The sequence below is a fragment of the Stutzerimonas stutzeri genome, from assembly GCF_024448985.1.
Classification (GTDB): Bacteria; Pseudomonadota; Gammaproteobacteria; order Pseudomonadales; family Pseudomonadaceae; genus Stutzerimonas; species Stutzerimonas stutzeri_AP.
This window is the reverse complement of sequence record NZ_JAMOII010000028.1, coordinates 1-17,603: the sequence shown is the minus strand read 5'-3', so window position 1 is coordinate 17,603 and position 17,603 is coordinate 1. Positions and strand designations below refer to the sequence as shown.

16 protein-coding genes and 1 pseudogene are annotated in these 17,603 nt (G+C 58.1%); 6 read left to right on the top strand and 11 right to left on the bottom strand.

What is annotated here, in order from left to right; translation table 11 throughout:
* Nucleotides 1-368: 368 nt before the first annotated feature.
* From NA647_RS18755 to NA647_RS18745, 3 genes are all read right to left on the bottom strand, one after another.
* A complete protein-coding gene (locus NA647_RS18755) occupies nt 369-1,199 on the bottom strand; it encodes a DUF3037 domain-containing protein (protein ID WP_256059054.1) in 831 nt (276 codons plus the stop codon).
* A 10-nt stretch (nt 1,200-1,209) separates the two neighbouring features.
* Complete coding sequence (locus NA647_RS18750) at nt 1,210-2,037, bottom strand: HipA family kinase (protein ID WP_256059053.1); 828 nt, start codon at nt 2,035-2,037, stop codon at nt 1,210-1,212.
* A 128-nt stretch (nt 2,038-2,165) separates the two neighbouring features.
* A complete protein-coding gene (locus tag NA647_RS18745; RefSeq protein ID WP_256059052.1) occupies nt 2,166-2,468 on the bottom strand; it encodes a carbon storage regulator in 303 nt (100 codons plus the stop codon).
* A 201-nt stretch (nt 2,469-2,669) separates the two neighbouring features.
* Here NA647_RS18745 and NA647_RS19725 point away from each other — a divergent pair.
* A pseudogene (locus NA647_RS19725) lies at nt 2,670-2,854 on the top strand (hypothetical protein).
* A gap of 17 nt (nt 2,855-2,871) precedes the next feature.
* Here the strand turns inward: NA647_RS19725 and NA647_RS18740 are convergent.
* Nucleotides 2,872-3,285 (bottom strand): VOC family protein, encoded by a 414-nt coding sequence (locus NA647_RS18740; RefSeq protein WP_256059051.1) that lies wholly within the window; start codon nt 3,283-3,285, stop codon nt 2,872-2,874.
* Between the two features lie 58 nt (nt 3,286-3,343).
* Here NA647_RS18740 and NA647_RS18735 point away from each other — a divergent pair, with 58 nt between their 5' ends.
* Nucleotides 3,344-3,646 carry a putative quinol monooxygenase gene (locus NA647_RS18735; RefSeq protein ID WP_256059050.1) on the top strand — a complete coding sequence of 101 codons (303 nt, stop codon included), beginning with the start codon at nt 3,344-3,346 and terminating at the stop codon, nt 3,644-3,646.
* A 256-nt stretch (nt 3,647-3,902) separates the two neighbouring features.
* Here the strand turns inward: NA647_RS18735 and NA647_RS18730 are convergent, their stop codons facing one another.
* From NA647_RS18730 to otsB, 4 genes are all read right to left on the bottom strand, one after another.
* Nucleotides 3,903-4,814: a DMT family transporter gene (locus NA647_RS18730; protein WP_256050287.1), complete on the bottom strand. Its 912-nt coding sequence runs from the start codon at nt 4,812-4,814 to the stop codon at nt 3,903-3,905.
* Entirely contained in the window at nt 4,814-5,461 is a 648-nt protein-coding gene (gene can / locus NA647_RS18725; protein WP_256050288.1) for a carbonate dehydratase, read from the bottom strand. The genes NA647_RS18730 and can overlap by 1 nt, the downstream gene beginning before the upstream one ends.
* 80 nt (nt 5,462-5,541) lie before the next feature.
* The gene (gene otsA / locus NA647_RS18720) at nt 5,542-6,951 is read right to left on the bottom strand and encodes an alpha,alpha-trehalose-phosphate synthase (UDP-forming) (RefSeq protein ID WP_256059049.1); all 1,410 of its coding nucleotides are present in this window, start codon (nt 6,949-6,951) and stop codon (nt 5,542-5,544) included.
* 13 nt (nt 6,952-6,964) lie between these two features.
* A complete protein-coding gene (otsB, locus tag NA647_RS18715) occupies nt 6,965-7,741 on the bottom strand; it encodes a trehalose-phosphatase (protein WP_256059048.1) in 777 nt (258 codons plus the stop codon).
* A gap of 184 nt (nt 7,742-7,925) precedes the next feature.
* Here otsB and NA647_RS18710 point away from each other — a divergent pair, with 184 nt between their 5' ends.
* The gene (locus NA647_RS18710; protein ID WP_256059047.1) at nt 7,926-8,468 is read left to right on the top strand and encodes a hypothetical protein; all 543 of its coding nucleotides are present in this window, start codon (nt 7,926-7,928) and stop codon (nt 8,466-8,468) included.
* Nucleotides 8,469-8,573: 105 nt separating this feature from the next.
* Here the strand turns inward: NA647_RS18710 and rimI are convergent, their stop codons facing one another.
* The 3 genes from rimI to NA647_RS18695 are packed head-to-tail and all read right to left on the bottom strand — an operon-like array spanning nt 8,574 to nt 11,415.
* Nucleotides 8,574-9,026 (bottom strand): ribosomal protein S18-alanine N-acetyltransferase, encoded by a 453-nt coding sequence (gene rimI / locus NA647_RS18705; protein WP_256050292.1) that lies wholly within the window; start codon nt 9,024-9,026, stop codon nt 8,574-8,576.
* A 23-nt stretch (nt 9,027-9,049) separates the two neighbouring features.
* On the bottom strand, nt 9,050-9,871 hold the full coding sequence (locus NA647_RS18700; protein ID WP_256059046.1) for an energy transducer TonB: 822 nt from the start codon (nt 9,869-9,871) through the stop codon (nt 9,050-9,052).
* The gene (locus NA647_RS18695) at nt 9,868-11,415 is read right to left on the bottom strand and encodes a 2-isopropylmalate synthase (protein ID WP_256059045.1); all 1,548 of its coding nucleotides are present in this window, start codon (nt 11,413-11,415) and stop codon (nt 9,868-9,870) included. Before NA647_RS18695 ends, NA647_RS18700 begins: the two co-directional genes overlap by 4 nt.
* 187 nt (nt 11,416-11,602) lie before the next feature.
* Between NA647_RS18695 and mksB the strand changes: the two genes are divergently transcribed.
* From mksB to mksF, 3 genes are all read left to right on the top strand, one after another.
* Nucleotides 11,603-12,844 carry an Mks condensin complex protein MksB gene (mksB, locus tag NA647_RS18690; protein WP_256059044.1) on the top strand — a complete coding sequence of 414 codons (1,242 nt, stop codon included), beginning with the start codon at nt 11,603-11,605 and terminating at the stop codon, nt 12,842-12,844.
* A gap of 98 nt (nt 12,845-12,942) precedes the next feature.
* Nucleotides 12,943-13,629 (top strand): Mks condensin complex protein MksE, encoded by a 687-nt coding sequence (mksE, locus tag NA647_RS18685; protein WP_256059043.1) that lies wholly within the window; start codon nt 12,943-12,945, stop codon nt 13,627-13,629.
* A complete protein-coding gene (mksF, locus tag NA647_RS18680; protein ID WP_256059042.1) occupies nt 13,626-16,466 on the top strand; it encodes an Mks condensin complex protein MksF in 2,841 nt (946 codons plus the stop codon). The genes mksE and mksF overlap by 4 nt, the downstream gene beginning before the upstream one ends.
* Nucleotides 16,467-17,603: the final 1,137 nt, after the last annotated feature.

Here is a 17,603-nt window from a genome sequence, read left to right as displayed (position 1 = left end):
TCGCCTATCCTCAATAGACGCGGCGATAGCTTCCAGGTGGGCTATTGCATGGCTCATGGAGTTCTCGGCTGCTACGCCAGAACGTCACTTCAGACGCGACCATGCATGGCATTTGGATTCGACACTTCACTCGTAAAGCGGGCCCGAATAAGTATCAAAGTTTACTTGGCGGGTTCCGCATATCTTCTCCCATAGCGTCAGGCCATCCAGGCTCGGTGCGCTTCCTGCGTCATCGCGAGCGAACTATCGTCTTAATCGTAGGCTTGAGAATGACTGAATACCGGCAAGATTTGTGCGCTTTGGCCTACAGCCGAAACACTTACAAAAGCCCCGCCAAGTGCGGGGGCTTAGGCGTCGCCTGCAACGACTTAATGAACCCTTAATAGATCGCGACCAACAAGTGATGACATCAATCCGAAGTATTCGGTGTGTTCTTCCTTAGATTCTAAGTTAAATATCTTGTCACTATACTCTTCTGCAAGATTTATATGCGGTATGACTTCTTTTTCCTTCGCTGCGCTCGCAAAATAAACGAAGTAACGAGCCGAGTCATCGCCGAGGAATTTACGCCCCTCCATGAAAGTCATTACTTTCATGGTTGTTTCTTTGAATTTAGCGCTCGGGTCATTTAAATTAAAATCAATGGCTTCGGTCATATGGAATTTCCCGTTCTTTAACAAGAAGTCTGCGGAAAATCCAGAGTTTTCATTAAGCGGATAATTGTAAATAACCTTATGCCTGCTAAGATCATCTACATCCTTTCCTAATATTTCCATGCCTTGAAATATATTTTTCACATAAGTGTGAATTCTAGAGCTTTTTATGACTTTTTCTTTCGAGCTATATGGCTTTACTAGTTCGTTAAAAAGAGCTGACACTCTCTTTTCATATTGGTTGATGTCGTCTAAAACAAAGCACGAAGGCTCGCTCAGAAAAGAGCTAGATGCGTGGAACGATTTTAACAATTCTATTGCTTGTTTGGGATTATCCGCCAATGCTGCGACTGAAGTGATCCCTTCCTTTAACGACTCAAGATCTTCAATCCTGGTAGTCCCATCGATTATGCGGACCTTGGCAGAGGCATTAAGAACCCTGACATCGGCCCTTCCGGCATTAAATACTACTAACCCAACATTTACTATCTCGCCACGCTTTGGGTCAGGCATGTATTTAATAATCGAATATTCAAAGGTAATCATTTATTACCTCCTAAATTGTATTCTTCAAAGAGCTGATTCTGTCCAGCCGCGCTTGAGAATCCCACCAGTCAATGTACGCTTTACGGTCGGCTTTGGACATCCAGCTGGCAGGGAAGTTTTCAAGAATTGTCGCTATTTCGTTAGAATCTATGGCTTCAATGGCCTCAAGACATCCCAAAGCCTCGGCTCTTATGTAATTTTTGGTCAGGTTTATCATCCTGAAAGCGATTTGCGTATTGGATGCCGGGTGCACTGCCTCAAACCCCAGGTGGCCGACTTCGAAACACGCCCTGCTAAAATCGAATGCAAGAGCTATAAAAGAATCACCAAAGCTGGACCGCCACAGGTAGTTCCCCCAATGGCGATCTACGTTATTAACAAACAAGTCGAACGCGTAGAGTCGGCTTAAAAATGCTTTGAGATTAGGTACCTTAGTCTTTCCCTGGAGCACAGCCATAACGAAAGCTTGGTAGTCGACCCTTTTATTGCCATTGACAACCCCGCCTTCCCACAAAGAGCCGAAGGCCAAGTCGCCTTGTGGCATAGAGATGATCGCGAACGCCGGGGTTGGAATAACCACTCGGCAGGCAAGCTCATAACAGAAGAATTCCGACGCAGGCACTTTGCCCGCACCGTCCCGCGTGGTCTTGACTGCGTAGTGCTTTCCATCGCGGGCCTCAACGATCTGTTTTAGGTCAGCACTTCCCATGTTGCTGTTGAAAGTCGTGATGGCCTCGATGGGTATCAGAGTTTTCTGATACCTAGCCTCGATCGGAAGCGCCTGCGCGCTGCCAGAGCGTGATGAAAGACTATCGCCAGATGTTGCGTCTTTGGTCATGGATCCGTCCTAATGCATTCGCATCCTAGGATAATATTGTAAGGCTTGCCTGCAGGCGCCGTTGGAACCTCTGCGCAGTTCATACAACAGCGCATCCCTACCTTTATCTCGGGCCGACACGATGGTTTCTATGCCTCTTCAAGCTCGCCCCGCAGTATCTGAAGATCTATCGGCGCTTCAATGCCAATCTTTACCTGCCCGCCACCCATCTGCCCAACGCGGATCGTGATCCCATCCAGCAGCAGCTGTGCGAGGAGATCATTGGCATCGGTGCCAGGCTGTACACGGAGAGTAATGTGCTCGCTTTCCTTACGAGTGAGGACGAGGTAGCCACGGTTGCTTCCTTGCGATGGGGTGATGAGGCGATGGATACTATCAGGAAGAATTAGCAGCAGAACAGGCCCGGCCCGACGACCAGAACGCAGTAGCAACCGGCACGGCGTATGCCTTCCTGTAGGCCTAACTAGCTTTCAATGTAGAACCCCGGTAACTCAAGGCTTAAGCATGCGAGTTCATATGCCTGCGTAGCCAACATATTCAAGAAAGGGTTCAGCGAAAGCTGAACCCTTTTTTTGTGCCTGCCGTTTAGCCAAACAGCATCGAGTACCCGCCATGAGAGTTGCTTCGACAACATCCGCGCCGAACGCGAGACGCCCTACCGCGCCGCCGCTACGTCGCCCAACAATACGCCGGGCTCTGGAAACAGATCGCTATAGGGATCGTTGTTGGGCATCTGTCGTTGGGGTTGATAAGTGCGGTGGTCTGGATGGTTGCGACGAAGTTCTTACTCAACGGTCTGCCGTTCACGGTGCCTTAACAGCAGGCGCACCGCGCTCAGCTGTCTCGGCTAAACCGCTGCCCCGATATCGCCGGATGATAAAGCGGCTGAACCGTATTACCAGCTGGGTCGAGCATATGAAAGCTATAAGCGCCGTCGCTATGGGCGAAGGGCCGATCCAACAGAGTCACGCCTTGGGTTTGCAAGTATTCGTACCAGGCATGTAGCTCGTCCAGGCTATCGACGATAAAGCCGTAGTGATCCATCGCCTGAACGCCGCTGCTTTTTTCCCGTGCGCGGCCCAGGGAGAGGTTGTCGTTGCCGCAGGTCAGGTAGACGAGGTCCTTGCTGGCGCGGTTGAGCACTTCCATGCCCAGCACGTCGACATAGAAACGTTCGCACTCTTCAAGATTCGGGGCGGTCAGCGCCAGGTGGCGCAGGCCATTCAGGCGACCGGGACGGGTTGGCATGGCTTGATCCTTTTTTGTATACAATCAGGCCGTAACCATAAAACAAAACAGGATGCTTATGTACTGTCTCATTTTGAAAACGCAGCTCAAGCCTGGCTCGTTCGCTCAGTTCATGGAGGCCATGCGCGTCAACGCCGCCGCTTCGGTGCAGAACGAGCCGGATTGCCTTGTGTTCGATGTCGTGCAGGATCTGAATGACCCTGATCTGGTGTATCTCTACGAGCTGTACCGCGACGAATTGGCCTTCACTTATCACAAGACCACCGAGCACTACCTGCAAAGCCGTCCGCTGGTAGGCGAGTACATCGTCAAGCAAGAGGCCATGAAGGGTCGCATGGTCAGCGGTAACAGCAAACGTTGAAGGGCACGACGATAGAAGTAACCGGACGAGGATAAGCCCCGCCTTAGAGCGTGAATGCTGTTCACTTGAACACTATCGACTCTAGGCACGCTGCGTTTCGGACAGGCCTGCGGCCTGTATTCGCCGCGAGGTTGCGCCTCCCACAGGAGCTGGTGTGCACCTGCCGTTTAACGTGAGAGGTCCGACCTCGAGGCGAACTTACGAACGAACAGCATTGCGCCGAAGCAGGGCTATTTGAAGCTATCCGGGCTCGACGTCAGCGAGCCGCCTTGCGCATGGTGGTCTGGGTCGCCAACAGCAGACCGGCGAAGATCAGCCCACCACCAACCAGATGGAACAGCTGCACCCCTTCCCCCAGCACCAGCCAGGCGAGAATCGCGGTGAAAACCGGCATCAGGTAGGTCGTCATGGCGGCCTTCGCCGCGCCAACGGTTTTGACGCCGTGGTTCCAGGATAGATAAGCCACCAGCGAGGCGAAGATGGCGGTGTAGCCGATTGCGGCGAGGTTGGTTGGGGTGGGCGTGAAGCCACCCACTTGGGCCAGTTCGAACAGGTAGAACGGCAGGATCATCGGCACGCCGAACAGCATCAGCACGCCGAGCAGCGTCAACGGCGGAAGCTGGAGAAAGCCTGACCAGCGCCGCAACAGCAAGGTGTATAGCGCCCAGACCAGAACCGCCACCAGCATAATCAGGTCACCTGCTTGAAACGACAGCCCACTGAACACCTCCCAGCTGCCCCGGCTGATGAGATAAACCAGCCCTCCAGCCGCAATGGCCATACCGAACCAAGCGCGCCGCGCCGGCCATTCATTCAGCAGCAGTCCACCACCGATGAAGGTGAAAAGCGGCAGGCAGGTATTCACCAATGTGAGGTTGATGGCTTCGGTGCTTTGCGCTGCCGTGTACAGCAGCGAGTTATAGCTGCTGATGCCCAGCGCAGCGATGACAGGCAGACGCCAGCTTGCCGCGCGTAGCACTGTGCGGTGAGCCCAGATCGATCGCGCGACGAAAGGGAGCAGCAGACAGGTCGCCAGCACCCAACGCCAGAAAGACAAAGTCAACGGAGGGATTGCGTCGTGGAAGGCCCTCGCGACCAACGCATTACCGCTCCAGCAGAGCACAGCGAGCAGCAGACCAGCGAAGGCCCATCCTTGGCGACTCGCCATCAGACTGACCGTTGCGGGCGCAGACGGTATTGCGGTGGCACTTGCTCGGGGCCGCTGATGGTGACGTTGAGGTCCTTCCAGATGCCGTCCTTGATCCCGTAGATGCAGCCGTGCACGGACAGTGCCTGGCCGCGATGCCAAGCGTTCTGGACGATGCTGGTGTGGCTGACGTTGGCGACCTGCTGAATGACGTTGAGCTCGCACATGCGGTCCACCTGCTCCTCTTCTGTCGCAAAGGTGGAGATATGGTCACGGTGCTCGTAATAAAGGTCGCGGATGGTGCGTAGCCAGCCATCGATTAGACCCAGCTGGTCGTCACGCATGGAAGCGCGAACGCCACCACAGCCGTAATGGCCGGTGACCAGAATGTGCTTCACCTTGAGTACGTCGACGGCGTACTGAATGACGGACAGGCAGTTGAGGTCGGTATGCAACACGACATTGGCGACGTTGCGGTGAACGAACAGATCGCCCGGCAGCATGCCGACGATCTCGTTGGCCGGCACGCGGGCATCCGAGCAGCCGATCCAGAGATATTCCGGCGTCTGCTGCTTGGCCAGTTTGGCGAAAAACGTCGGGTCTTCCTCGTTGATGGCTTCAGCCCAACGCGCATTGTTTTCGAATAACTGTTGAAGATCGTTGCTCATCGATTGTCCCTTTGTGCTCCGATACGCACGTTACGAACCGGACCACGTTTTGACAAGCATGCAGGCCGGGACGTCACAGACTAGACAGTGAAGAGCGGATTGGAAGGGACTTCGGCTCGCGGTCGGGACGAAAAGGCGCGCAGGTCGCGTAAAAAGTTGTCACGCCAGGCATCGAGATCGGCGGCGCGAATGGCGCGCATCATGTGCTCGTAACGATCTTTGCGTTCTGAGAGCGACATCCGCAGGGCTCGATCCAGCGCTTCGGCCATGCCGATGCAGTCGTACGGATTGACGATCAATGCCGAGGTCAACTCGCGAGCGGCGCCGGCAAAGCGCGACAGCACGAGCACGCCGGGGTCTTCAGGGTCTTGCGAGGCGACGTATTCTTTGGCGACGAGGTTCATGCCGTCGCGCAGCGGCGTGACGAAGCCAATGTCGGCATTGCGGAACAGGCCCATCAGCACGCGCCGATCATGGCTCTTGTTGAGGTAGTGCAGCGGCGTCCAGTCCAGGTCCGACAGCCAACCGTTGATGTGCCCCGCCGCGCTTTCCAGTTGCTGACGGATGTGCTGGTAGGTCTTTACATCGGAACGGGAAGTGGGTGCGATCTGGATGAACTCGACCGAGCGGCGGTGCTCTGGGTAACGCTCGAGAAACGCCTCGTAGGCCTTGAAACGCTCCAACAGACCTTTTGAATAGTCGAGACGGTCGACGCTGATGATTTTCTTGCGGGCGATGTCCGTGGTGCGCCGCATCGGCTTGCGTCGACCTTTGTAAGACTCGGCGAGGTCGTGGATTTCATCCGGGACCACCCCGATCGGATAGACCCCCGCACGGAAGTTCTGCCCATAGGCGGTCAGACTGCCATCGGATTCCAGAATGCCGCGCACTTCACGAGTCATGTAGTCCTGAAAGGCGAGACGATCGGTTTCGGTCTGAAACCCGATGAGGTCATAGAAGCAGAGCGTCTTGAGCAGCTCATTGTGCGGCGGGATAACGGTGAGAATTTCCGGCGGTGGAAACGGGATATGCAGAAAAAAGCCGATGCGGTTACGAATGCCCAACTGGCGGCAGCATTCGGCGAAGGGAATCAGGTGGTAGTCATGGATCCAAATAATGTCGTCGGGTTTGAGCAGCGGCTTGAGTTTCTCCGCCAGCATGGCGTTGACCCGTCTGTAACCATCATATTCCTGACGGTTGTAGCGAGCCAGGTCGATGCGGTAATGGAAGATCGGCCAAAGCGTGGCGTTAGAAAAGCCGCGGTAATACTGATCATAGTCTTGCTTGGTCAGCCCGAGGGTCACGTAGGTGATGTTACCGATGGTCTCGCTATTGGTTTGCGGGGAGCTGCTTACCTCACCGCTCCAGCCAAACCAGATGCCTCCGGCCTGGCGCAACGCGTCATAGACGCCCACTGCAAGTCCGCCAGCAGCGACCTTCCCCGCCTTGATAGGCGCTACGCGGTTGGAAACCACTACTAGTCGGCTCATGATGGTTCTCGCTTCAGTCTGGTTTTATTGGATTTACCGGCTGTTCGGACAGGGCGCTAAGTAGGCTTTCGAGCCAGGCGCCGACGGCTTCTACCGAATCCAGACGCTGCGTGGCTTCGGTCGCACCGGTGCCGACCTTGATGCTCAACCCGCCCAACTCATTGACAGCCTTGAAGCCCGCCTCGTCGGTCAGATCGTCACCGATGAAGACAGGCGTTCGCCCCTTGAAAGGCGCTTCCTGCATAAAGGTGCGAATCACCTCGCCCTTGCTGGCACCACGCGGCTTGAGTTCGAACACGCATTTGCCTGGTTGCAGGGCCAGCACGTCGCCGTAGCGGCCAATGAAGTCTTCAGCCAGAGCACGAGCGGCCTCTTCCAGCTCTGGAGCCAACCGAAAATGCAGCGCGAAGGCGACATCCTTGTTTTCCAGCGATAGGCCGGGAAGCTCGGCGCACGCTCGAGCCAGCTCTTGGTGGATGCGGTCGAACAGAACGTTGTCCAGCGCCAGATTCCGTAACTGGCCTTCGGCGGTGCGCCTTTCGGCACCGTGCACGCCGGCAGCTGGCAGGCGCAGTGGCGAAAGCAGATCGTCGAGCTGGCTGAGCGGGCGTCCCGAAATGACGGCTATGGGGATCTCGCTGACATGCAGATGTTCGAGCGCCGTCAACGAGCCAGGCGGGATGAAAACGAGTTCGGGACGAGGCTGTATCTCAGCCAGCGTGCCATCGACATCGAAGAAAAAAGCGCAGTGGCGGACGTCCAGCCCGGATAGATCATGGGATTCGTTCATGCTTCTGAGACTCTCGATCCTCGTCAGTGGTTCGCGCGGTTTGCAACGCGACAGCCCCGGAAGCGTTACGCGAAAGACTCTTGCAGCTTGGTTCATAAAGCCCGAGCCGGCCAGCGGCCAGCCTGAATCTTCACCCCGACACCGGGTCACAATCTGCAAGACCGCAATTTCGCAGGAGGTTGTCATGAATGATCGCAAGCCCTACACACCCACTGAAATCGACGATACCGAGGACCGCATGGGTTCGATTGAGCAGCTCGATTTCGACCAGCGTCGGGACGAGCGCAAGGGCCGTATCGGTGACGAGGCCCCTGCGCAAGAAATAGAGGATGAGTTTCCGCCGGAGCGTGTAGCCGAAGCCGGCATGTCTGCCGGCGAAGTGCCGGATGACGGCGCAACCATGGATGACCTGGCACCGGAAACATTGATCAAGGAAGACGGTGCACGTTCGCCCCACGAGCGCGGCCATGGCGGCCCAGCCGATCAGGAACTGAGTGAAGTTTCCGAGCACCGCATCGGAGCCGGCATGGATCTGGACGAGGCCGAAGAGGCCCGTTATGACCCGTTGGATGGGAAGGCCTGGAATGGTCCTGCCGATGGCGATCCGGATACTGGCCTCGGTGGTGGCGACGCCGTACTGCACGAGAACGATGATGTGATGGATGACAACGAACTGGGCGGCGACGCCCCGCTGGATTCGGGGCGGGACAAGGCGCCGGGGCGGTAATCTCGTCAGGGCCGCTCATCGGGCTCAGGCAGAAAGGTTCGTCGAGCAAAACGAAAAGGCCGGACTCTTTCGAGCCCGGCCTTTTCGTGCATGCCCTTTCGCTGATCAGTCGATCAGGGTGCAGGCCATCACCAAGGCATCTTCGCGTCCGTCAGCGGACGGGTAATAGCCCCGGCGGCGCCCCACTTCGTTAAAACCATAGCGTTCGTACAGTCGGTAAGCCGGTGCATTGCTGGCGCGCACCTCCAGAAAGCATTCTCGCCCGCCACGCTCGTGAGCCCGCTGCATCAGGTGCTCGAGCAGACGCAAACCAAGGCCACGGCCCTGGCTCTGCGGTTTGACGGTAATGTTCAACAGGTGCGCCTCGTCGAGGATGACGTTGATCACACCGTGCCCGACCTGCTGGTCACCTTCGAACATGACCCAGCACTCGTAAGCCGTCAGCGCATCGGTGAAGATGCCTCGGGTCCAGGGATGGCTGAAAGCGGCGTATTCGATTTTCAGGACGGTTTCGATATCCGCCACGGTCATCGGGCGAAAGCTGACTGCATCACTCATTCAACACTACTCAAGGGAGCCACTCATAAACCGGTTACCCAACGCGGCATGCTACGACGCATGGCCTTCCACAGCTGCGCCTTGCTTTCAGGCTGCTCCATCAGTTGTTCGAGGCCTGGCATGGTCAGCGCGAGTCCCAAACCTTCGATGGTGAGCTCGCGATAGCAGGCATCCGCCTCGACTTCGCCAGCGAAACGAAGGGCCGGTGAGCCGATCAACCAGAGGCAGGCACAACCCATTCCCTCCAGTTCAGCAGCGACCACGCCCTGCACGTAATCGCGTGCGGCCTCGATCCCCTGATCGAGGCTGCCGCGATGCAACAGCGGCCAGCGGATCGGCTCGCCATCACCGACCTGCTGGGGCTTGTCCGGCAGCCTGGCGGCGCGCAGCAAGTCCTTGAGCAGGATGTAAGCTGGGTCGCGACTCTGGAAGGACTCACCTGTCGGCAGCTCCACTAACAGCAGCACGTTGCCCGCACGCAGCAACTGCAAGGCGAAACGCGGCGGCGGCACTACGGCTTTCTGCTCGACGGCGGACGCTTGCGGCTCGTCGGGTTTCAGGGCCGGCTTTTTAGGCTCGGGCATGGCGATACGCGGCATAACCGAGCGAACCGCATCTGCCGCCGGGCTCGCCGCAGCAGCCGGTGTAGAGGTTACTGGTTTGGGCGTCGGCGGGGCCGGCGGCGCGATTGGCTGTTCGAGTTCGATGGCTGGCGCCGGATCAGGCTCGGCGCACTGCAGCAGCTCCGGGCGCGAAGGCGCGGCGAAAGGCAGCTCGGTCCGTGGCAGCCAAGTGGTGATCTGCATGGCGTCGAGAAAGGCCCGACGCCGATGTTCGGCGATCAAACCTCGGCCACCTGCGGATGGGCCTTCGCACCCACCTGCATCAAGTTCAACGCATTCAGGTAAGCCTTGGCGGAGGCCACGACAATGTCGGTGTCGGCACCGTTGCCATTGACGATGCGCCCACCCTTCTCCAGCCGCACCGTGACCTCGCCCTGCGAATCGGTGCCTTTGGTGATGGCGTTGACCGAATACAGCTGCAACGTGGCGCCGGAATTGGCCACCGATTCGATGGCCTTGAAGGTCGCGTCCACCGGACCGGAACCTTGGCCTGCGGCGCTCTGTTCGCTGCCGTTTACGCTGATCACCAGCTTGGCATCGGGGATCTCACCGGTCTTGCTCGCCACTTCCAACGTCACCAGTTTGAAATGCTCTTGGACGTCTTCGGTCAGGGCATCGGAGACGAGCGCCTGCAAGTCTTCGTCGAAGATTTCGTGCTTCTTGTCCGCCAACTCCTTGAAGCGCGCAAACGCAGCATTCAGCTCGCCTTCGCCGGACAGGACGATGCCCAATTCATCCAGCCGCGAGCGGAAAGCAGCACGCCCAGAGTGCTTGCCCATGACCATCTTGTTGGCATTCCAGCCTACCGATTGCGCGGACATGATCTCGTAGGTTTCGCGGTGCTTGAGCACGCCGTCCTGATGAATGCCCGACTCGTGGGCGAATGCATTGGCGCCGACGATGGCTTTGTTTGGCTGCACCGGAAAGCCGGTGATGCCGGAGACCAAGCGCGAGGCGCTGAGGATATGTTCGGTCTCGATGCGGGTGTGCACGTTGAGCAAGTCCTGGCGGGTCTTGATCGCCATCACAATTTCTTCCAGCGCGGCGTTGCCGGCGCGTTCGCCGAGGCCATTAATAGTGCATTCGACCTGGCGCGCGCCCGCTACGACGGCTGCCAGCGAGTTGGCGACGGCCAGGCCGAGGTCATTGTGGCAATGCACGGAAAACACGGCCTTGTCGGCGTTGGGGATGCGCTCGAGCAGTTGGCGGATGGTATCGGCGTATTGATGCGGAATGGCGTAGCCGACGGTGTCCGGAATATTGATGGTCCGCGCACCGGCATTGATCGCCGCTTCGATGATGCGGCAGAGGAAATCGATTTCCGAACGCCCGGCGTCCTCGCAAGAAAACTCCACATCGGCGCAGAGGTTACGTGCTTTGGTCACGGCGCGTACGGCCTGCTCGATGACCTGATCCGGCTGCATGCGCAGCTTGTATTGCATGTGGATCGGGCTGGTTGCGATGAAAGTATGAATCCGTCCGGAGCTAGCGCCAGCCAGCGCTTCGGCCGCGCGCTCGATGTCCGCATCGACGGCGCGGGCCAGGCTGCATACGGTGCTGTCCTTGATGTGGTCGGCTACCGCTTTGACCGCGGCGAAATCTCCCGGGCTAGCAATGGCGAAGCCGGCTTCGATCACATCGACCTTCAGCCGCTCGAGAGCCTTGGCGATGCGCAGTTTTTCTTCACCGGTCATGGAAGCGCCGGGGCTCTGTTCGCCGTCTCGCAGGGTGGTGTCGAAGATGATGACGCGGTCGTTGCTGCTCATATCGAACTCCTCTTGGCCAGCCGTGCGGACTCAGGTGGCGCCTCAAGTGTGAATTGTGGCCGGAAACCCACAACGCGGGAAGGCCGAGCACCTCATTGCACGAATCCAACGATCGGTTTGGGCTGATTTGCACCGGGGCCAGGCAGTACAATTGCCGACTATTTTGCAGCTGACAGAACCGATTCAGATGATCGAACCCAAGCGCGTACTGCGAGCCCTTGCCGAACACTGGACGTTGCTAGAGCCGCTGTGCGAGCGCTTCGATGCCGGCACCCTGAGCCTGGTCGAACTTCGTCATCAGCTCGCCGCACAACTGCCGGAAGGCACGCCCACCGATATCACCGCCCTGCTCGATCAGTGGATCCGGCTGGACATACTGGTCCCGGTGGCGAAAAGCCCGAATCGCTTCGAGCTCAACGCGCAGATCCATGACTTCCTGGCGTATTTGCGCCGCGAGCATCGGCTCGGCCTGTGCTTGGAGATCGAAGCCTACTTGCGCCATCTGGAGCGTCTAGCAGGACACATCCAGGACGCCTTCGAGATCCGCGACGGCCAAGACCTTGCGCGTCAGCTGCGCCTGCTCGACATGCGCGTGCGCGACGTGCTGAAAAAGCTCGCCAACGACGAGCAGGCGCTGATCGGTGTGGCTGACCGGGCCAAGACCAGCGATCGGCAGATTCCGCTGCGTCAACGTTACGCCGAAGTACTGGCCACCTGGGACGAGTACGTCGAGCCGATGATTCAGCTAGTCGCGGCAGACGGCGCGTTCGAACAAGGCGTCTACCGCGTCGTGCAGGTACTGATGAAGCTGCTCGGCGAGCAGCAGCGACTCGGCCAACTGGTCGACGACGACCTGCTGTTACGCACCCATGCGCGCATCCTCGAAATGCAGAGCACTGCCCAGCTGACCCTGCGTCATGCCCGTGAACTATTGCTGCCGCTGCGCGAGGAGGCACGCCGGCACAATGCGGTTACACGCGGCGCCGCGCTGGCCTTATCAGCGATCCGCAAGAAAGGATTGGATGCGGTGCCTCAGGCCTCGCTGCCACTGTTCACCCGGCCGCAGAGCACCTTTCTCGGCACGGCCAGCCAGGTCGAAGCCTACGTCTACGCCTTGGCCCGTTTCGAACCGAAGCCGGCGCAATTTCCCCGAGCCGGCAGCAAGCGCAAGACCGACGCACCGCGCTCGCCGCTGACGGCGCGTGAAATGCTCGATCGCTGTGAACAGGCGCTGCCGCTGCCTGACCTGATGCAGTGGCTATTGGAACAGGAGCCGGAGGGCGCGACTGACGAGCTGCTCTACTGGTTTTCACGGCTGTCCCGCGATCCGCGCTTTCAGCGCGACCGCTTAGAGCGGCGTGAGTATCTGACCCGTGAGCATCAGGTCAGCCTTAGCTCCTTTGCGCTGCTGGCCAACGCCGATGCCTGAGCGCTTGCGAGCTGGACCGGGTATTGCGCGCCCTGTCTCGAACCCATTTTGTGAAAAGCGCTTCGCGGTTTTCACCCGCCGATTGCCCTGAGTTGCCTATGAACATCGATCTGAAAGAAATGACCCAGCTGGCACCAATCTTCCGCGAGCTGTTCAAGGGGTATCACCTGTCCCGCAGCGAGCCGGAATGCTACGCCCAGCTGTCCAACATGCAGGACCACTACCGCGCGCTGTTCAAGGCGCTCGGCTTCGAACTCGTCTGCGATCCGCGCGGCTTTTACTACTTCGTCCCCGAGCAGATGGGTGCGCAGGTCAACAAGACCGCCCAACGCCTGGCGTTGTTCACCTTCATTCTGGTCGAGCATCTCGCCGATCAAGGCCGCGACCCGCTCGCGGTACTCGACGGCGGCAGCCTGGGCCGTGACGAACTGCCTGCGCTGCTGGACAAGTACCGTGACCTGTTCCTGCAGGCCGAGGTGACGACTCAGGACGAGCTGGAGGAAAAAATCATTCGGCGCCTGACACAGCTGGGTTTCGCCGAAGACAGCAATGGCATTTACCGCTTTCTGCCGCCCATGCACCGCTTCCTTGACGTCTGCCTGTCAGTACAGCAGGACCGTGACCTGGCGGCGAACCTGCACAGCAGCGACCTGCCCTTACCCGCTCCAGAACTGATCGCCGAAGAAGAAGAGGACGAGATCATCCTCCTCGACCGCGAACCGGACGAAAGCGAAGAAGATGCCCTAGCGCGGGCCATTGCCGAAGAAAAGGAGCTTGGAGCATGAGCCAGGAACGCTACGGTATTCGCCGCTTCGCCCTGCTGAACACCGCCGGCTATAGCCTCGGCATCTTCCCACTGGAAAACCCGCTGTCAGTCTACGGCGCCAACAACCTGGGCAAGTCGGCCTCGATCAACGCGCTACAGTTCCCGATCCTGGCACGCATGTCGGACATGAGCTTCGGCAAGTACAGCCTGGAACAGTCGCGCAAGTTCTACTTTGCCAGCGATACCAGCTACATCCTCGTCGAGGTCGCCCTGCCCCATGGGCCGCACGTGATCGGCGTTGCCGGGCGGGGACCGGGCGGCGGTTTCGGGCACCAGTTCTTCGTCTATCAGGGCTCGTTGGACCTCGATCACTACCAGCAGAACGGCACCTGCCTGCGTCAACGTGAATTGTTCGCCAACTTGGAGCGCGCCGGCATCAAGGCATATGAGGCCAAGCCGGATGAGCTTCGCCGTCTGCTGGTGGGTGGCCATACTGCAATTCCGCTGGACATGACGCTAATCCCGTTGCGCTCGACCAGCGAGCAGAGCCTCAAGACCTTCCGCGCTCTGTTCATCAATCTTCTGCACATGCGCGAGATCACCGCTGCCAAGCTCAAGCAGCTGTTCCTCGATGCGTTTGAGCACAGCCTGCGTTCCGGCAGCGTCGACTATATTGCCGCCACCGAAGAAGCCTTCCGCGACGTCCGCCGCATGGAGCATGATTACCAAGCGCTTGTCGCTGCCGGCCCGCTGGTCGAAGCCCTGGCCGCTGGCGTAGCGCAGCGTGAATTTCTGCGCGGCAAGCTGCACCGCCTTTCCCCCTTGCTCGATTCACTGCTCGGCACCTGGCAGGACTATGCAGGCGCACGCAAGGAAGAGCTGGTGATCCAGGCCGAACACTATCGCCGCGAGCAGGACGGTCTGCAGAACGAACAGCGTGGCGGCACTGCGGAACTGATGCGTCTGGAGCGTGATATCAGCGAAATTCAACGCTGGCTGGGCGAACTGTCTGCGTTGAAGAACCGCTTTGCACTAGTCGACGATGCTCATGTGCTCGAGCAGCAGTTGCTCGCAGCCAAGGACGCCCATGACGAGTTGGCTGGCGCGCTATCACAGTCGCGCCAGTTCTCAAGCGAGGACCTCGACGAGCGCCTACGCGACTTGGAAAAGCGACTCAAGTCGGTCCGGCAGCAATTAGACCATGCGGACAACAACAGCTATTCCCGTCTACGTGAGGAATTTTCGCAGCCTGACGTTGATCGCCTGATGAGGCTTTTCAACGGCCAGCTGTTCAGTCTGCCATTGGGTGAAAAAGGCATTGCCGTAGACGACGGGGGTATTTGGGTCAAATCGCTTGAAGCGGTGCTCGATGGCTTCAAGGGAGAACGCTTCGAGGCGCCCGGGCTGTCCATCGACCTTTCGCACATTGAGCCGCCCGCACTGCAAGCGCTGACCGATCGAGCCGCGCTGCGTGACCAGAGAGATAGACTGGAGCGCGAGCTGAAACAACTCAAAGCTCAGCATTCGGTGGCGGTCGATCGCGCGGCGAGCAAGGCGCAGGCCGAGCAGCTTTATCAGCAGGTATTGGACGCCCAGAAAGCGCTAGAGGACTTCCGTCGTTGCCAGACGCTCTCATCCGAGGAGGACAGCAAGCTCGAGCAGTTGGCCCAGGCCGAAGCGGCGCAAGACGAACTCAAGCGGACCAGCGACGCGTTTACCGAGCGGGTGCAACACCTCTCGGCGAAACTGCAGCTGGTCGGCCGCCAGCTGGCTGATCTCGAGGCCAAAGAGCGCACACTAGAAGACGCACTACGTCGCCGTCAGCTGCTTCCGGCAGATCTACCGTTCGGCACGCCGTTCATGGACCCGGTGGACGACTCCCTGGAAAATCTCCAACCGCTGCTCAACGACTATCAGGATAGCTGGCAGGCGCTGCAGCGCGTCGACGGTCAAATCGAAGCGCTGTATGCACAGGTTCGCCTCAAGGGCGTCGCCAAGTTCGATAGCGAAGAAGATCCCGAGCGTCGTCTGCAGCTACTGGTGAACGCCTATGCGCATCGCCAGGACGAAGCCCTGACGCTGGCCAAGGCACGCAGGGCGGCAGTCACCGATATCGCCCGGACCCTGCGCAACATTCGCAGCGACTACGACAGCCTTGAGCATCAGCTGGCGTTGTTCAACCGCGAGATCAACAAGCGCCAGGTTTCGAACCTCGAAAGCTTTCGCATCGTCCTGGCACCGAACAAGGATGCGCTCAAGCATATCGACCAGATCATCCACAGCGCCGGGCAATACGAGCAAGGCGAGACGCTATCGGTATTCGATCTACAGCAGAGCAGCGAGCAAGACAGCAAGAACGAAGAGGCCAAGGAATACCTCGCGCGCCTGGTTGCCGCCAACAATAATCAGCTGGGCCTGAAAGACCTGTTCGAACTCGCGTTCGAAATTACCAAGGTGGGCGGCCAGCCTGTGATCCATACAGACATCGACGGCGCTGCTTCCAACGGTACGACCATGACCATCAAGGCACTGACCAACATGTATCTGTTGCTGCACCTGATTGACCGGGAACAGGCAGGCCGCATCCGTCTTCCCTACTACCTGGACGAGGCGGCCGATATTGATGAACGTAATCAACACGCACTGATCGAAACCAGTCTGCAGTTGGGCTTCGTGCCGATCCTGGCTTCGGTCAAGCCACAGGTCTCAGCACATGTAGCCATCGACCTGGAGGGAGGAAGCGGCCCGAGCGGGATTTACATCGATGAAGCGGATTGGAAATTCATCAAGCGACGGGAGCAAACAAAGACTGAACGCCCTGTTGCGGAAACTGCAAAGGTAGAGCCGGTAAGCTGACCGCTCTCGTGGGCCCGTCGCACCTAGCTTGCCTTCATAGAAGGTGCGACGGAAATCCAGGCCATACCTTTGGCCTGAGGAATATCCTAATGCATCGGTTGAGGCGCTTTTACCCACCTGTCCGCGGTGCGACACCGCCTCCCATCGTCACGTCTCTAAGACTGGTTACGTGACCGCGTGGCTTCGGATATGGCTTTGTACAGCTGACATGCCAGCAAGTTTCTATGATTCCTCGACTGCCACCTCATGTCCGCTTACTGAAAAGCGAAAAGGTTAGTAAGCGGCACTGCTTAGGCAACTGGCTACTGAGACGCCGTGTAGATCAGAAAACTCTGTCGGCATTGCTGAACGCAACTGATGAGTGTATCTGGTGACAATAAACGTCAAGCAGCGGCTTGTGAGTATCGGTTCAACGTATGGGAGGTTTATCGCTGTGCATGTGCGTTACTGAAAGAAGCTGCGTCTTATCAATGCTCAGCTGTGTCGGTAGCTGTATTGCATTCGCTAACTATACGAGGCGCTCCGTCACGTCCATAAACGCTTTACTCAGCGCCCACGGCTCAAGCAGAACCGTTACGACTGTGCCGAATAGAGGAGCGGAACAAATTGCGTTATACAACCCAGACTATGGTACCGATCAATGCAGCCTTGCTCTTAGGCTCGCAAGCGGGGCGCCGTAGTGAGCTCCCTGCAGCTGACAGCCTTCACATCATTTTTTTAAAATGCCGCTCGCCCAGGTTTCGACAGCCCGCTCTGTCGCTTCCCAACGGCCATTCTGCACATGGCACTGTCGCGGCTTCTATTCTTCAGGAACTATTGCCGTAACCGCGCCTAAAGCGGAGCGAACTTTATTCCCGGCATGAAGAAGTTTGTGAGACTTAAAAGCTGAGCCATTTTCTGCTGCACGCTTATTCCTGGATATGCTGTTCTTGATATATCCCCGAGGCGCCGAGCTGACCGTTCCATACAGCCAAAGGGAGTGGTTATCGCAGTCTGTCATCCATGAAGCGTTGATACGCATCTAAGGGAAAGCTTTAGCGGCCCCCAATATGCACGGCCATCATCTCACCAGCCGACGCCCCCCAACCTCGCTAAACGCCCGTCACAGAGTAACCGCAGCAAGCTGTTCATAAGTCC